The sequence below is a fragment of the Pseudomonas sp. 5C2 genome (assembly GCF_034314155.1).
Lineage (GTDB): Bacteria > Pseudomonadota > Gammaproteobacteria > Pseudomonadales > Pseudomonadaceae > Aquipseudomonas.
The window spans coordinates 1,175,883-1,192,985 of sequence record NZ_JAVIWH010000003.1 but is presented as its reverse complement, the minus strand read 5'-3'; the positions used below and the strand labels follow the sequence as shown (position 1 = coordinate 1,192,985).

The 17,103-nt window shown below is 56.5% G+C and carries 8 protein-coding genes; 6 read left to right on the top strand and 2 right to left on the bottom strand.

Annotation, left to right across the window (positions count from 1 at the left end):
* Positions 1–410 precede the first annotated feature (410 nt).
* Positions 411–6,944, top strand: coding sequence for a retention module-containing protein (locus RGU44_RS20305; protein WP_322218800.1), 6,534 nt, complete (start codon positions 411–413; stop codon positions 6,942–6,944).
* Positions 6,945–7,042: 98 nt separating this feature from the next.
* A complete protein-coding gene (locus tag RGU44_RS20300) occupies positions 7,043–7,381 on the top strand; it encodes a tryptophan synthase subunit beta (protein WP_322177226.1) in 339 nt (112 codons plus the stop codon).
* A gap of 58 nt (positions 7,382–7,439) precedes the next feature.
* On the opposite strand, the gene lapD is transcribed toward RGU44_RS20300, so the two are convergent.
* Together lapD and lapG are read right to left on the bottom strand one after the other, a co-directional pair.
* A complete protein-coding gene (gene lapD / locus RGU44_RS20295) occupies positions 7,440–9,386 on the bottom strand; it encodes a cyclic di-GMP receptor LapD (RefSeq protein WP_322218797.1) in 1,947 nt (648 codons plus the stop codon).
* Between the two features lie 8 nt (positions 9,387–9,394).
* Positions 9,395–10,105, bottom strand: coding sequence for a cysteine protease LapG (lapG, locus tag RGU44_RS20290; protein WP_369124889.1), 711 nt, complete (start codon positions 10,103–10,105; stop codon positions 9,395–9,397).
* A 311-nt stretch (positions 10,106–10,416) separates the two neighbouring features.
* Between lapG and RGU44_RS20285 the strand changes: the two genes are divergently transcribed.
* From RGU44_RS20285 to RGU44_RS20270, 4 genes are all read left to right on the top strand, one after another.
* Positions 10,417–11,190 carry a GntR family transcriptional regulator gene (locus RGU44_RS20285; RefSeq protein WP_322177223.1) on the top strand — a complete coding sequence of 258 codons (774 nt, stop codon included), beginning with the start codon at positions 10,417–10,419 and terminating at the stop codon, positions 11,188–11,190.
* A gap of 711 nt (positions 11,191–11,901) precedes the next feature.
* The gene (locus RGU44_RS20280; RefSeq protein WP_322218794.1) at positions 11,902–12,678 is read left to right on the top strand and encodes a DUF3050 domain-containing protein; all 777 of its coding nucleotides are present in this window, start codon (positions 11,902–11,904) and stop codon (positions 12,676–12,678) included.
* Positions 12,675–13,631, top strand: a complete 957-nt coding sequence (locus RGU44_RS20275; protein ID WP_322218791.1) for a diiron oxygenase — start codon at positions 12,675–12,677, stop codon at positions 13,629–13,631. Before RGU44_RS20280 ends, RGU44_RS20275 begins: the two co-directional genes overlap by 4 nt.
* Entirely contained in the window at positions 13,628–17,101 is a 3,474-nt protein-coding gene (locus tag RGU44_RS20270; protein ID WP_322218788.1) for a non-ribosomal peptide synthetase, read from the top strand. Before RGU44_RS20275 ends, RGU44_RS20270 begins: the two co-directional genes overlap by 4 nt.
* The last annotated feature ends 2 nt before the right edge of the window (positions 17,102–17,103 follow it).

The following is a 17,103-nucleotide window of genomic DNA, read 5'->3' as shown; positions in this document are numbered from 1 at the left end:
TGTGACATTACGAAGCGGATTGTTTAGGATGGCGCCGAATAGGTCAATAGTTTGGCAGAAAGTTAATTTTTGCAACAGTGAGCGCTAGTAAATTGACGCCAAATATACACTAAACGTTATTGAACATAGTTAAACATAGTTGAACACTTCAGTGCTGTGTGTTGCGACGCGACATATAAAACATACGCTGATAATTTGACGCCAAATATGCGTCGAACATAGTTGGACAGTTCAGTATTGCAGGTTACAACGCAACGTAAAAACACACGCTAATAACTTGACGTCAAACATACACCAAACGCTATTGAATATAATTGAACACTTAAGTACTCCACGTTACGAAGCGGCATATAAAAAAGCCGGTCGGCATAATGGATACCCACTGACGGTAAAACCGGAGAGTCCCCCAAATGAGCAGTGTTGTTGCCATCGTCAAAAGCATTGTTGGCCAAGTAATCGCAGTTTCCCCTGAAGGGATTCGTCGTGTGCTCATCGAAGGGGATCGGCTGTTTGCCGGGGAGCAAGCACTGACGGGGCCTGAAGGTGCCGTGACGCTTGAACTCGCGGACGGCCGCAGCATTGATCTGGGCCGTGACACGCAGTGGAGTGCCGATGCACCGGACTCAGCCACCAACCTGGCGGAAGCTACCGCGCAAGCCGCGCCTTCGGTTGCAGAGTTGCAGCAGGCCATCGCCGCCGGTGCTGACCCGACGCAAGACTTTGAAGCGGCTGCCGCTGGCCCGACCCCGGCAGGCGCTGGTGGTGGTGCTGCCGGTGGCGGCCATAGTTTTGTCGTGCTGGATGCCACGGCGGGTGTGGTCAACCCTACAATCGGTTTTCCCACTGCAGGCATTGGCTTTTCTACCCTGTCGACCACCCAAAACGCTGGCGCCGTGGATACCAGCGCACCTCTGCGCGCCTCGACCTTGACCGTGACCGCCACCCCGACCTTGACCGAAGCTGGCGGTACGTTGGTATACACCGCGACCGTAACCCAGGCGCCACTGACCGACCTGACCATTACCTTGTCCAATGGCCAGACCATCGTGATCGCTGGCGGCCAGACCACGGGCAGTAGCTCCCTCCAGATCCAGGACCACAACACGCCTTACATAGATCCAAGCCAGATATCGACCACAGTGACCGGCACCACCGGCGGGGGGGGCCTGGTACTGACCATCGACCCGACGCCCGCAGTAACGCAGATCACCGACACCATCGACAAAACCGCCGTCACCTTGACGGCGTCCGACACCGTGGCCGAAGGCGGCAGCATCAGCTACACCGTCTCGGTGGCCAATGCGCCGAAATCCGATCTGGTCCTGACCTTGTCCAACGGTGATAACGTCACCATCAAGGCTAACGCCACGTCAGCCACCTTTACGGTGGCCGCGCCGGCAGACGACGTCTACAAGGATGCCGGTCCGACCACCCTGAGCGTGACCGGGGTGTCCAACGGTAAAGACGGTCAGCTGGAAGGTCTCGATCTGAGCAAGGCTTCGGCAACCACGGCTGTTACCGACACCATTAACAAAACGGCGGTCACCTTGACCGCTGATAGTTCGGTGGCCGAAGGCGGCACGATTCACTACACCGTTTCGGTGGCCAATGCACCGAAGTCCGACCTGGTCCTGACCCTGTCCAATGGTGATAACGTCACCATCAAGGCCAACGCCACATCAGCCAGTTTCACCGCTGCCGCGCCGGCAGACGACGTCTACAAGGATGCCGGTCCGACCACCCTGAGCGTGACCGGGGTGTCCAACGGTAAAGACGGTCAGCTGGAAGGTCTCGATCTGAGCAAGGCTTCGGCAACCACGGCTGTTACCGACACCATTAACAAAACGGCGGTCACCTTGACCGCTGATAGTTCGGTGGCCGAAGGCGGCACGATTCACTACACCGTTTCGGTGGCCAATGCACCGAAGTCCGACCTGGTCCTGACCCTGTCCAATGGTGATAACGTCACCATCAAGGCCAACGCCACATCAGCCAGTTTCACCGCTGCCGCGCCGGCAGACGACGTCTACAAGGATGCCGGTCCGACCACCCTGAGCGTGACCGGGGTGTCCAACGGTAAAGACGGTCAGCTGGAAGGTCTCGATCTGAGCAAGGCTTCGGCAACCACGGCTGTTACCGACACCATTAACAAAACGGCGGTCACCTTGACCGCTGATAGTTCGGTGGCCGAAGGCGGCACGATTCACTACACCGTTTCGGTCGCCAATGCACCGAAGACCGACCTGGTCCTGACCTTGTCCAACGGTGATAACGTCACCATCAAGGCCAACGCCACGTCAGCCAGTTTCACCGCTGCCGCGCCAGCAGACGACGTCTATAAAGATGCTGGCCCAACCACCCTGAGCGTGACCGGGGTGTCCAACGGCAAAGACGGCCAACTGGAAGGCCTCGACCTGAGCAAGGCCTCGGCAACCACGGCTGTTACCGACACTATTAACACCACCGCCGTCACCTTGACCGCGTCCGACACCGTGGCCGAAGGCGGCACGATTCACTACACCGTCTCAGTGGCCAATGCACCGAAGACTGACCTGGTTCTGACCCTGTCCAATGGTGATAACGTCACCATCAAGGCCAACGCCACATCAGCTACCTTTACGGCTGCCGCACCGGCAGACGACGTCTATAAAGATGCTGGCCCAACCACCCTGAGCGTGACCGGGGTGTCCAACGGTAAAGACGGTCAGCTGGAAGGTCTCGATCTGAGCAAGGCTTCGGCAACCACGGCTGTTACCGACACCATTAACAAAACGGCGGTCACCTTGACCGCTGATAGTTCGGTGGCCGAAGGCGGCACGATTCACTACACCGTCTCGGTGGCCAATGCACCGAAGTCCGACCTGGTCCTGACCCTGTCCAATGGTGATAACGTCACCATCAAGGCCAACGCCACATCAGCCAGTTTCACCGCTGCCGCGCCGGCAGACGACGTCTACAAGGATGCCGGTCCGACCACCCTGAGCGTGACCGGGGTGTCCAACGGTAAAGACGGTCAGCTGGAAGGTCTCGATCTGAGCAAGGCTTCGGCAACCACGGCTGTTACCGACACCATTAACAAAACGGCGGTCACCTTGACCGCTGATAGTTCGGTGGCCGAAGGCGGCACGATCCACTACACCGTCTCGGTCGCCAATGCACCGAAGACTGACCTGGTTCTGACCCTGTCCAACGGTGATAACGTCACCATCAAGGCCAACGCCACATCAGCTACCTTTACGGCTGCCGCGCCGGCAGACGACGTCTACAAGGATGCCGGTCCGACCACCCTGAGCGTGACCGGGGTGTCCAACGGTAAAGACGGTCAGCTGGAAGGTCTCGATCTGAGCAAGGCTTCGGCAACGGTCAACGTCACTGACACCATTAACACCACGGCGGTTACCTTGACCGCTGATAGTTCGGTGGCCGAAGGCGGCACGATTCACTACACCGTTTCGGTCGCCAATGCACCGAAGACCGACCTGGTCCTGACCTTGTCCAATGGTGATAACGTCACCATCAAGGCCAACGCCACGTCAGCCAGTTTCACCGCTGCCGCGCCAGCAGACGACGTCTACAAGGATGCCGGTCCGACCACCCTGAGCGTGACCGGGGTTGCCGATGGTAAAGACGGTCAGCTGGAAGGCCTCGACCTGAGCAAGGCTTCGGCAACCACGGCTGTTACCGACACCATCGACACCACCACTGTCAATTTCACCGCTGGGTCAACACAAGTGACAGAAGGCGCTACTGCCCACTACACGCTGACATTGAGCAACACGCCAACAGCAGATGTAACGGTCAAGCTTAGCTACACCGGCACCGCGACCAATGGCAGTGACTTCAGTGGCGTAACCACGGTGATCATCAAAGCCAACCAGACAACAGCGCTGCTCGACATCAAAGCCCTCACCGATGGGCTTGTAGAGGGCACCGAGAAGTTCACAGTCAAAATCGACTCGGCCACGGGTGGCAACTTCGAAAGCTTGGTGCCTGGCGCCAACAACAGCGTTACTACGAGCATCGTGGACGCGGATGCTCCGGTTTCAGCTGGCGGGAAGGCCACTGGCACCGAAGATCAGACGTTGACTCTGACGTGGGATAACTTCGGCGTTGCAAACCCGGTCAACGCAACAGCCGTTCCGAGCATCATCATTACCACGCTTCCGGGCAGCGGTACGTTGCTGCTCAACGGTGTTGCCGTCATTGCAAATCAGGTCATCAGCAAAGACGACATTGTCCAAAACAAGCTGACCTTTGTGCCGCTCAGCAATGAGTCGGGTATAGACAGCTTTGGCGGAACCGGTGTCGGTAACAAGCAAGCCGACTACGCGCAGATTCAGTTCAAACCGACCCTTGAGGGTGTAACGGGTACCGTGGCAACCCTGAAAGTCGATATCACTCCCGTTGCCGATCAGCCGAGCCTGGCGCTTGGCAGTGCAGTGATCAGCTCAACCGGACTGGTAAAGGACGTATGGGTTAATACCCTGACCGGTATGTCTGGTAGCGGCAGCGGCGCAACGGAGTCGATGATCAAGTTGGGCTTCAATACCACCATTACTCCCACCACACACACCGATACATCGATCACAAAGTCGACGGGAGATGTTGCAGTAGGTACCGCCACTAAAATTTCCGGACTTGTCTACCTGGAAGCTGGCAAGGTTTACAGCTTCGGCGGTACGGCCGATGACAGCTTGCTGATCACCATCGGCGGTAAGACGGTAGCCAACGCGGCGTGGGGCATCAACTCTGGGGCTATTTCCTCCAGCCAATACACGCCAACGGCAACCGGCTTCTACACGCTGGATATTTACCACTACAACCAGGACAACGTTGGAAACTACACCATCAATCTGACGGTAAACGGCGTGACCTCGGAGCTGAACAGCGCCAATGCATTGCTTTACCGTAACGTGAGCGATCTGACCAATGCAGGCCTGACCGTTTCCAGCCTGAACGAGGTGAATGGCGTCATCGGCGAGGGTTACTACGCAGGCTACGAACTCAACCACGGCGTAGGAAATACTGCGATCAAACTCAGTTCTGTCAGCGCGACGTATACCGATAACGACGGCTCAGAAACTCACATCACCACGATGTCCGGCGCACCTGCTGGCTCGGTATTGAGTGATGCGAATGGCCATAGCGTTATGGTGACCGATGCAACCACCAAGGTCGATGTCAGCAGCCTGGACCTGAGCAGCCTAAGCATCAAAACGCCGGATTACTACAGCGGTAAATTCACGTTGACCGTTACCGCGACCGCTACGGAAACTGCCAACCTGGACACCAAGACCGACGTCGTGAATATCTCCGTTACTGTGGATAAGGGGGATTACAAAAGCACCACCGGCCATGCAGGGACCGACACAATCAATGGTACGGTTGCCAACGATGTCATCGTCGGTGATATCAGCGGCACCAAAATCGTTGCTGGGCAGAACTACAACATTGCCATCATGCTCGACAGCTCGGGCAGCATGAGCAGCACAGCTATCACGAACGCGAAGACTGCTCTGACCTCCCTGTTCAATGACTTGCAAAGCAAGGTCGGCGGCAGCAACGGGGTCGTCAAGATATTCCTGGCCGATTTTGACAGCACCGTCCACAACTACGTCTCGGTGAACCTTGCAGACCCGGGTGCTCACAAGCAGCTGCAAACGGTGATCGACTCCATTAGCAGTGGCGGTGCTACTAACTATGAGGACGTGTTCAAGCTGACCACCCAGTGGTTCGCCAGCGATATGACGAAAAGTAACGCCAATGCTCAAAACCTTACCTTCTTCATCACCGATGGGCAGCCTACCTATCACCTTGTGACTGGCGACGCCGCTAACACTTTCTTGGTGCACAACAATAGCAACAACAACTCTGTCAGCCTTGCCGACACAATGACGAGCTTTCACACCGGTACTGCAATCATGGCGGACGTCGGTGGCGTGAGTCGTACGCTGATCAGCGCCACAGGCGAAGTTTTCAGCTGGTCGAAAAGCGGCAACACGTGGACTCAGGACACCATTGGTGTGCTGCACAGCACTGATAGCACGGGTCATCTGATATACGAAGCTGTCGCGGGGGCTGGCGACTCGACCGATTACGCAACCAACACCGATTCGATGGCCAGCTATGCGGCATTAGCCAAGGTTTCAGTGGTCGAAGCCATTGGTATAACCAACGGTATCACTAGCGCCCTAAACAGTTATGACTCCGACAACACGGCGCATACCTCGATTGATGCAGCAGACCTTTCCGCCAAGATTGCTGCAACTACCTCAGCTATCGCGCCAGGTAATGACGTTATTAATGGCGGCGATGGCAATGACATCCTGTTCGGCGACATGATCACCTTCGGCACTGCGCAAGGTACTGCCGCGCTCAAAGCATTTGCCGAGAGCAAAGGCGCTGTCATCGCGGATGATCAAGCTCTGCATCAGTACATTACCGGGCACCTGAACGATGTCACCGCACTGGCAAATAGCTCGAACACTACAGGTTTGGCAGATGGCAGCGACACTCTACTCGGCGGTGCCGGTAACGATATCTTGTTCGGCCAGGGCGGCAACGACACCCTGACCGGCGGCAAGGGTAACGACATATTGATTGGTGGCGCTGGCGCAGATACCTTTGTCTGGCTCAAGGGTGATACCAATACCGGTACCGGCGTCGACGTGATCAAGGATTTCAGTACTGCACAAGGCGACAAACTTGACCTGCGCGATCTGCTGCAGGGAGAGACTGATGCGACCCTGACGAACTTCCTGAAAATCACCAACGACGGTACCAATACAACGTTGGACATCAGTAGCGCTGGCAAGCTGAACGCTACTGGCGGCGTCGCCAACGCCGACGTGCATATCAAGGTTGAAGGGGTGACTTGGAACAACGATATGATCAAGTCTCTGGTGGCCGGTACCGACACAACCATCAAGTATGACCACAGCTGATTAAGCCCGCCCGCGATGATGTAGAGTCTGAACTAACATCATCGCGGGCAGCGCCCTTCTGTTGTTTCGGGCGGGACTTACATTTCGAGGTTTTACCCATGTTCTACGTGCAACGTGATCAACAGGGGGAGCTGGTCCGCGTGGAGGGCGTTCCTTACGTGGAAGCGACTGAAACACTTCCTCCAGACAACCACGAGATTCAAGCCTGGTATGCGAACGATGTGATCGAGAACAGCCTCAAGCAGCTCAAGCAGAGCGACTTTGAGATGATTCGGGTGCTTGACGACCTGATTCAGGTACTGATCAGCAAGGGCGTGATCCGGGTGACCGATCTGCCGCCTGCGGCGCAGGCCAAGTTGATGGACCGTACCCAGGCACGGGAAACGCTGGGCGGGTTGAACCATTTGATCAATGATGACGAGACGGGTTTGATCTGATTCTGTTTATGGCTTGAGGGCCTATCGCCGACGCGCGATCAGGCCCGATTGGTCATCCTTACTTCCAGGGCGCCGGATCACCAAACAGCTGACCTTGCACACCTTCGATACCCATCTCGCAAATAATCTGCAGCTCAGCGTCGGTTTCCACACGCTCGGCAATCAACGGCAAATCGATGCTGTGCGCTGCGCGTTGGATGGCTTCGATAAACAGGCGTTTATGGCTTTCCTTATCGATGGTCCGAATGTAACTGCCATCGATTTTCAAGTACGCCAACCCCAAGTGCGCCAGGTTGCCGATCATGCTGAAACGGCCGCCGAAGTGTTGCACTGCCAAGGTGAACCCCAGTTCTCGCAGGCGTCGGGTCAATTGCTCTAGGACACGCTGTTCCGGCAGTTGCTCTTCACCGATTTCCAGGGTCAATCGAGGCCCGAGTCGTGCTTGCTGTTTCAGGGTCTCGAAGACTTTATTCAAGGCTTTTGGATCGGCAAGCGTGGCCGCAGAGAGGTTCAAGGCCAGCGCTTGATCATGCTGGGCCATCTGTTGCAGGACCAACTCAAGCATCAGTTGGTCCAGCCGCGTCGACCAGCCGAATCGTTCGAGCCAAGGCAGGAAACGCCCCGCAGCAATGGTCTGTCCCTGCTCATCAAGCAAGCGGGAAAGCACCTTGTAATGCAATACGTGTTGAGGATTACGACTGTCCACTACCGGCTGAAAGAACAGCTGGAAGCGACGCTGGGTCAGTGCCTGGTCCAGCAGGTTGTTCCAGGCGTGGTGATCGTCGCCCAAGCTGATGGCGGCGCTGTGCTCAATACAGCTCCAGCTACGCTCGCCCTCGCTTTCAGCCTGAGACAACGCCTGGTCGGCAAGGCCGAGCAAGGTTTGCGGCGAGTCGCCGGGGCTGTAGGGTGCCAGGCCGATGTACGCTACAGGCGTCACATCCGACGCCCCAGTGGCTTGCAGGCTGAGCAGCGCGCTTTCCAGATTTTGAGCAAGTTGCAGCGCTTCGGCGCGCAGCATTTTTGGCGCCAGCACGGCAAATTCGCCGCCACGGCTGCGGGTGATGAGGTTATTGGTTTCCGGATAATGCGCGCATTGCCGAACCAATTGCTCGCCCACCGCGCGCAGCAGTTCATCTGTGCGCTTGCCGCCCAGACGCTGGTTCAACCCGACCAAATCCTTGACCCGCAGCAACAGCAGATAGCCCGAACTGGCCTCTTCCAGGTTGCTGACCCTGGCGTTGAGCTGCATGTCGAAATAACGACGGTTGGCCAGGCCGGTAAGGCTGTCCTGATATGACTCGACCCGCAGCTTTTCACTGCGTTCAGTGTTTTCCTGAAACAGGGCTTTGAGCTTCTCGACCATCTGGTTCATAGCCTGGACCACGCGCCGCAGCTCCGGGGTACGCGGCAGTTCGGGCAGGCTGAGGAATTCGCGGCGGCCGATAGCGTGGGATTGCGCCACCATATAATCAAGAGGCCGCAACTGCCGACGCAGCAGCAAAGCACCCAGAACTGCGCTGACCAGACCGCAGATCAGCAACCAGGCGAGGCTGCCTAGCGCGCTTTGCCAGAGCTTGGCCAATGCGAACATCGGATGGCTGACCACTTCGACCCGTGCAGCCTGCTGCCAGCCACGGCTGACAATCGCATCGCCACCAGCAGCTTCCAGGCCGATCAGTTTAACGAACCAGACCGGTACGGTGCTGCTATCGGGGACGCCAGAACGCTCGACAATGATCTTGTCGGTGGCCAGATCGATGACGCGGATGCTCGAATAATAGCCACTGTCGAAGATTGAATTGACCATCAGCTCGACCATCGTCGGGTCATCGATATTGGACGTCAACGACAGCGCGAGAGAGGTCGCCGCATCTTGTGCATGGGAGCGCAATTGATTGACGTATTGCGTGCGCGAACTTTCCAGGCTGACTATGAAGCTGCCGCTAAAGGCGACAACCAGGAACACACAAATAGCGATCAACAACTGTTTGAACAGAGACATCGGAACTCCTAAAACTCGGGCTCAGCCGGGAAGCCTTCGGCTTGCATTTTTCTCAACACATCCTGCCAGCGTGACAATCGTTTTGTGTCGCTCACTCTCTTATTGCCTTTGGCGCCAGGCAACCACAACCCTTCACCATTGAATGCATACACCGGCAACAGGTCCGTTCGTTGGCTGGCGGGTTTGATTGCATCAATCAGGCTGTCGAGCACCAAGGGTTCAGCATTCGGGCTTGAGTAGTAGGTCAGCACCATGTGCGCACGATTCAGGCGCAAGGCTTTGACGTAAGTGATCAAAAGTTTTTCGCTCGGAACGCCCAGCCGCCTGAGGCTAAAATATTTAGCGATAGCGTAATCCTCGCAATCGCCAGCCCCCTTCCATAGTGATTCGATGGGCGTCGCCCAATAGTCGATTTCATGCCAGTTATCTATGTCTTCTACATAACGAATTTGGCGGTTGAAGAACTGATTGACTACTTCCAGCTTTTCCCTTTCGCTGATTTGTTTCTCGGTCGACAACAGGTGCTGCCAGGCATCAATCCGCTGACGGCCCTCGCCCAACGGACCATACAAAGCCTCGGCCCGACGGCTGATCAAGGAAAAATCCCAATCGGCATGCAGGCCGCCCACCAACACACTGGCCAAGAGCAACGCAAAAGAGAGCCATCGCCCTAGTCGATGACAAGGCTCTCGCCGATAAAATGCAAAACGTGCCGCCAATTGAAGTTAATCCGTGCGGTCATCCGAGAACCGGTCGATGGTGCGGGTTCAATCAGGAAAAAACAATGGCATCGTGCGATCACTTACAGCGGAGAATCGGCTCATCCTGCAGCACTGAGAAGATGATGCGCACGCTTGCTCTGCAACCCTGGCGACATTAAATCCATTTCTGTCCTAAACTGCGGAAAGCCAAGCGCAACGGGTATTTCAGGGCGTTCAGATTACTTTCTTTCAAAGGTCTACACGTTTTCTGGCTGTCTTTATTGTGGGCTGGATCCAAAAAAACAATTCAAATCTATAGAAGCGCGCGCATGTCAAAAACCGACAACGAAAGCTTTTTGAGCGGCGTCCTGGGACGTGAACAACTGCCTTCCCACTTGGCCAGAGCCGTCATCGAAGAAAAACTGCGCAATGCCATCCTCGACGGACGCTTACCCAGTGGTACGGCGTTGCGTCAGCAAGAACTGGCAACCCTGTTTGGCGTCAGTCGTATGCCGGTGCGCGAAGCGTTACGCCAACTGGAAGCTCAATCCCTGCTAAGGGTCGAGACACATAAAGGTGCAGTGGTTGCGCCACTGATTGCGGAGGATGCGGCCGATGCCTACGCCCTGCGCATCCTGTTGGAGTCGGAGGCGTTGCGCCTATCGATTCCTCATTTGGACGAAAGCGATATAGCAACAGCCCATCACTGTATTGAAAGGCTGGAAAGCGAAACCGATTACGCCGAAATCGGTATGCTAAACCGCATGTTCCATATGGCGCTTTACACCAAAGCGCCCAATAAAAGATTGCTGCGCCTGGTTGAAGACGGGCTCAATGAAGAAGAGCGCTTCCTGCGCTTCAATCTCTCGGAAATGGGCCTGGGTAAGCTCTCGCAGGATGATCACTGGGCGCTGCTCAATGCCGCCCGCGACAAAGCCATTGATAAAGCCGTGGCGATGCTCGAACACCACCTTAACCGGGGTGTTGAAGCCGTCACCCGATACTTGGGCAGTCGTTCACCCACCGCGCCACGCAGTGCCAAGGCACGTCGAGCGATTGCAGGCAGATCAGACCCGCTGAAGGATCCGCTACAACCGTTGTGAAACAAGCTTGATTAAGGTCCCCGACACCGGATCTCCTCCACGTATTCCGGGCGACCTTTTTCGCAACGCCCTCCCCTCTAGCGCCTCGCGCTGACCTGCTTCTACAAGCGCGACCGGCTTGCGGTCGCGTTCGTCTTCTCTTCATTGCCGCGTCTATCGCAGACTTTGCTTCGGCATCAGAGTAGAAACCTTCAAAACCCCTAGCGCTGTCCAAGGAGTTTGTCGAACGGGCAAGGACCCACTGGAAGGAATTCCAGCGCTGCCTAAAAAAACGAAAATATAACTTCTCCACTATTGAGTGACCCTGAGTGAGGCATTCACTCGTTAGTAAATATTCTGACTTTAATAGGCCGGAAGGGTTACTTGCTGCCAACTAAAACCTAGCCCATGGTTTTTAGCTGGCACGGTATTACTTAAAAAAGACGCCACCACAAATAATATAAAAATAACTTGCCTGACACTTTTGAAGTACTTTAACTTTTCCTTCGCCGCCACTGACCATTCAATCGTGCTCCGCCTGAAGCCCTGCCGGGCCTGACCCTGCAGCCCAATGGACACAACCACCGACGGCAGATAACTGCTTATTCACGCATTCAACTTCGAGGCTTCTATTCGTCTAAATTAAAGAGCCACACCCCGTGCGCCGACAATGTTCACCCACTGAGTTAACCCACTGACCGTTGATTGAAAGTCCCCACTAAGGTGCTCCCCATGAACAACTTCGAACTTAGGCTTGATCGTAAAAAAGCAGCACTCAGCAATCACCCCATATTTTCTGAAATCGATTCAATTCAGGTGCTGCGACGTTTCATGGAAACCCATGTATTTGCCGTATGGGACTTTATGTCCCTGACCAAGCGCTTACAGCAAGAATTGACCTGCACCCAGCTTCCGTGGCTCCCCCCCAGGGACCCCAAGGCTGCGCGCCTGATCAATGAAATCGTATTGGGTGAGGAGTCGGACGCCAAATTGAGCCACGGTCATTACAGCCATTTCGAGCTGTACCTGGATGCCATGCGCGAAGTCGGCGCCAATACGCTGCCCATCGAGCGCTTCGTCGCACTGCAAAAAGAAGGCGTTAGCTATGAAACCGCGCTGCAGAATGTCGGTGCTGGACAGGCTGCTTATTGTTTCGTCAAACACACTCTCGACACCGCGCTGCATGCACCCGCTCATCGTGTGGCAGCAGCATTTCTGCACGGACGGGAAAGCGTCATCCCGCTGATGTTCCAGCGCATCCTCGACGATTGGGGCATCACCGTTGAGCAAGCGCCCACCTTTCGCTATTACCTGCAACGCCACATTGAGGTCGACTCCGAAGATCACGGCCCTGCAGCTCAAGAGCTTCTGGCACGACTGGTCAATGGCGACGAACAGCGTCAGCGCGACGTTTATGAAGCTGCCATTGCAGCCATCGAAAGCCGGATGACCCTCTGGGACAAACTGCGCCTGAGCATGCGGGCTGAACAGATGGAGTCCCACGTATGATTGCCGATGACTATCAGTCCTTCGCCGATGCCTGGGAGGGTCGTGCGACGATTCGCACGCGCCCGCGCCGGATCATCGAAAACGATGAAAAGCTCATCTATCCACTCAGCCGCCAGCCCTTGGTCCTCAGTGAAACGTTCACCCGTGAGTGCGCACACTTGCGCGATTTCGCCCTGACGCAAAGCCTCTACAAATTCATCAATGACGTGGTGATTTTCGAGACAGAAATCGTCGACAAAACGGCGCGTGGGATCGCCAAAAACCACTTTGCGATTCGCTTCCCCTTTGCCTGTCGTTACGACGCCATGACCATCGTCGTTGATGAGGATTACCACGCCCTGGTCGCGATGGATTTCATGCAACAGACCATCGCCCTGACTGGCATCGAGCCCATCGAGCTACCCCGAGAAATCGAGCTGAGCCGGGCGATACCCGCCGCCCTGACCTTGGCCCCCGAGCATCTGCGCAGTGCGGTTGAACTGATTTGCGTGGCCATCGCCGAGAACACGGTGACTAACGATGTCGCCGCGTTCGCCAAGGACGAGTCGGTCAAACAATCGATCAAGGGGATGATGGCCGACCACCTGCTTGATGAGGGACGGCACTCCGGGTTTTGGGCGCGGCTGGTGCGTATCTACTGGCATACCGCGCCCGAGTCGGACCGCGAAAGCATCGCGCGGATCATGCCGGTATTCATCCGCCAGTACCTGACCCACGAGATCCAGAAGGGTTTCGACTTCACGCTAATCGATCACCTGGCGGTCGCCGAGTCAGTCAAACAAGCGCTCAAGGACGAAGCCTTGGCCGTGACCTTCCCGATCAATCGTCATCACCCGCTGGTGGGCAACATCGTGCGCTTTTTCAACAGCAGCTCGGTGCTCGAGTGCCCCTGTGTACAGCGTGCGCTGGCTGACTATCTGCCCGGCTCTATCAGCCAAGGATCACTGCAATGAAACGTCTTGAGATTGTGCTGATTGGCCAGAGCCTGGCCTTGAACACACTGATTGCGGAGCTGGAGGAGCATGGTCATCAGTTGCATCGTTTGACAGATCCCCGGGCGCTGGACCTGTGCCTCTGTACCGACGCGTGCATGCTGATCGAGGATGGCAGCCTGACATTGACCGCACAGCAGGAGAAAGCCTTTGGCGCGCGCCCCCGTTTGGGTTTGCGCGTCGGGCTCGGTCCCGTTACGGATCATGGCCTGCCACAACTGGAGTTGCTCTGTTGGTTCGGTACTGCCTCCGGGCAACGCCTGATATCGCGTCAATTACTGGTCGCCGACACCTCGGGCAATGGTCGAGTATTACGCGACTCCGCGATTGCGACGCTGGTGGAGACCGTCGCGCTGCACGTCAGCCGTCTATCTCGCGATGCCGAGTATTTTCTTCAAGCACCCACTGTCGAGCCCCCTCACGCGGCGCAGCAAAAAGGGCTGGGCATACTCGAACAACTGGCGTTCGAACACCGATTCAACCGCACCGTTCAGCCACATCTGCTAGCGCTCGCCGAGATACCGATGATTGTGCGCCTGGATCAGAGTCTGTTGCGGTTTGCCGAGCGGACTGCGCTGAACATCGGCGGCAAGCAGATCAGCTATGAGGCTCTGCATGCGCACAGCCTGGCGATCCAGAAACGGTTGCTGAGCGTGCTGGCAGAACAGGGGACCGGGCCGGATGATGGCCCGCCGGTGATCGGTATCTGCATGCCGAAATCAGTCGCCCTGTTTGCCGCGATCCTCGCCATTCTTGGTTGCGGTGCTGTGTATTTGCCGCTGGACCCGAGCCAGCCAATCCAGCGTCAGCAGTACATTCTGGAAAACGCCGGTGCCGTGCTGCTACTCCATGACGGACAACATCCGCTCGGTGAGCAATGGCCAGGGCTAGACATCAGCCATGTGGGCGCGGATGAGCGCGACCCCATGCGCTCACTGATGCGCCAGCGTCCCACCCGTGAGGCGCCGTGCATGACGCTCTACACATCGGGCACCACGGGTCACCCTAAAGGTGTATTGCTCAGCCAGCGCAACCTCAGCCATTTCACGGCCTGGTACGCCGAGCAGGTGAGCCTGTCCGAGCACAGCCGCGTGCTTCATTTCTCGACGCTTAGCTTCGACTCTTCAGTGATCGACATCTTCCCGACATTGCTCAGCGGCGCGGAACTGGTGGTGCCCAGTGAAGAACAGCGCCGCGATCCTGTGCTGCTGGTTGAGCTGCTTGGTCAACACATCAGCCACGCGTTTCTGCCACCCGCACTGTTGAGCATCCTGCCGCTCGAACGGCCACTGGGGCTTGACCATCTGATGACCGGTGGCGATGTCTGCGAGCCGTACGTCATCGAGCGGCTGGCCGGGCAATGCCGTTTCTACAACCTTTATGGCCCGACCGAGGCGACGGTGCTGGTCACCTGTGGTATGTTCCACGCGGACAGCAGCAATCGCAATCTGGGTCTGCCCATTGCCAATAGCCAGGTGCTGATCCTCGACGAGCAATTTCAACCCGTGCCCGAGCAGACGCCCGGCGAGCTGTATATCGCCGGACCGGGCGTATGCCTGGGTTACTTGAACAACCCGACACAGACTGCAGAACGTTACCTGAACCTGCAATTGCCTGGAGGCCGAAGCCTACGGGTCTACCGCACGGGCGATATCGGCAAATGGACCGACAGCGGCATCGAGATCTGTGGCCGACGCGATAACCAAGTGAAAATTCGCGGCTTTCGCGTCGAGCCCGAGGAAATAGAACATTGCCTGCGTGGCAGCCAGTTGTATCGGCAGGTGGCGGTGGTCGTCGATGCGCAACGGCGGATTATGGCGTTTGTTGCCCAGCCACTGCAGGACCAACCCAGCGTAGCTCGTCAGGCGCTGAGGGCTCATGCCGAGCGAATGTTGCCCGATTATATGCGCCCCGCCACGTACACCGAGTTGGTGAGTATGCCCTTCGCCAGCAATGGCAAGGTCGATCGTAAGGCGTTGCTGGAGCTGCCGGTCTCCTTCCTCGACGTGCAGTTGCGACGCCTGCCGGAAACAGCTGTAGAGCAGCAGCTACTCACTCTCTGGGCAGAGTTACTTGAGATGCCGTCTGCCGATATCTCCACGGAGGAAAGCTTCTTCAATCTCGGTGGCCACTCAATCCTGCTCTCACAGATGCTATTGGGGATTCGTGAACAGTTCGGGCGAGGCATCCCGATCAACCGCTTCATCGAAGCCCCGACACTGCGCACGCTTGCGGCACTGATCGATAACGACGGAGCACAATCGTCCGCGTGCACCGTCAGCGCGCAAGCACTGCTTGATGCCAATCCTCAGCTGGACATGGCGGTATTGCCTATCAACCAGTTGGGAGATGTGCATAAGGTGGTTGTCACTGGCGCCAATGGCTTTCTGGGCGTGCATATTGTTCAAGCCCTTCTTGATTGGGGTGCCAGTGAGATTGTTTGTCTGGTTCGTGAAGGTGGCGGACAAAGTGCACAAGCGCGCTTCGCTCAATCACTGCGAGAAAACCGTCTCGAGCATCTGGACCTGAGCAGGGTGACGGTTTACCCCGCAGACATCACTCAACCGCAACTGGGCCTCAGCGCCGAAGTGTACGAATACATCGACCGTGAGTTCGGCGTACTGGTGCACAACGCAGCCAATGTTAACCATGTTCAGGATTACGAAACGCTGATCAAGGATAACGTCGAACCCATTTTCGAATGCCTGCGTCTGTGTGAAGGTCGTAGCAAGAAAATCTTTAATTTCGTTTCTACGCTATCGGCCTGCAGCACCATTGATGCCGCCGGCAACGTGCTGGAGCAACCGGCCGCCGCATCCCCACCGATCTATATCAAGAATGGTTACAACCTCTCCAAGTGGGTTGCCGAGCGCATCCTGCAACGCGCCAGTGATCAGGGCGTATGGGTAAACATCTACCGACCCGGCAACATCGCGTTCAACAGTGTCACCGGCGTCTGCCAACCCCACAAGAACCGATTGATGCTGATGCTCAAGGGCTCTATGCAATTGGGCCAGGTGCCCGAGTTCGCCATGAACTTTGATCTGATGCCCGTCGACTTCCTCGCCCGTTTCATTGGCTTTCATGCCAGCCGTTATCAAGCCAGTCATGCGGTATTCAACCTGCACAACCCCGAACTGCTGAGCTGGACTGACTACGTGGCTGCGTTCCGTGAGGCGGGGCGGGAGTTCGAGATGGTCAGCACTGCACACTGGCAAAAACAACTCAGCCGAGTCGACAACCAGAACGCGCTATTCGGGGTGCTGGGGTTCTATCTCGATGGCTTTGAAGAAGACATCGGCGATATCTCAATGATCCAGCACGACAACGCCCGAGCCGGTGTGCGGCGTATGGGCGAGTGCTATCCGCTAAAAACAGAGGCACTGCTGCACAAAGGTTGCGAGTACCTGAAAGAAATCGACTTTATCTAAAC

Bases quoted from the DNA above. Each gene is read 5' to 3' on its own strand.
- RGU44_RS20305 (WP_322218800.1), top strand. From the start codon at position 411: ATGAGCAGTGTTGTTGCCATCGTCAAAAGCATTGTTGGCCAAGTAATC.
- RGU44_RS20300 (WP_322177226.1), top strand. From the start codon at position 7,043: ATGTTCTACGTGCAACGTGATCAACAGGGGGAGCTGGTCCGCGTGGAG.
- lapD (WP_322218797.1), bottom strand. From the start codon at position 9,386: ATGTCTCTGTTCAAACAGTTGTTGATCGCTATTTGTGTGTTCCTGGTT.
- RGU44_RS20285 (WP_322177223.1), top strand. From the start codon at position 10,417: ATGTCAAAAACCGACAACGAAAGCTTTTTGAGCGGCGTCCTGGGACGT.
- RGU44_RS20280 (WP_322218794.1), top strand. From the start codon at position 11,902: ATGAACAACTTCGAACTTAGGCTTGATCGTAAAAAAGCAGCACTCAGC.
- RGU44_RS20275 (WP_322218791.1), top strand. From the start codon at position 12,675: ATGATTGCCGATGACTATCAGTCCTTCGCCGATGCCTGGGAGGGTCGT.
- RGU44_RS20270 (WP_322218788.1), top strand. From the start codon at position 13,628: ATGAAACGTCTTGAGATTGTGCTGATTGGCCAGAGCCTGGCCTTGAAC.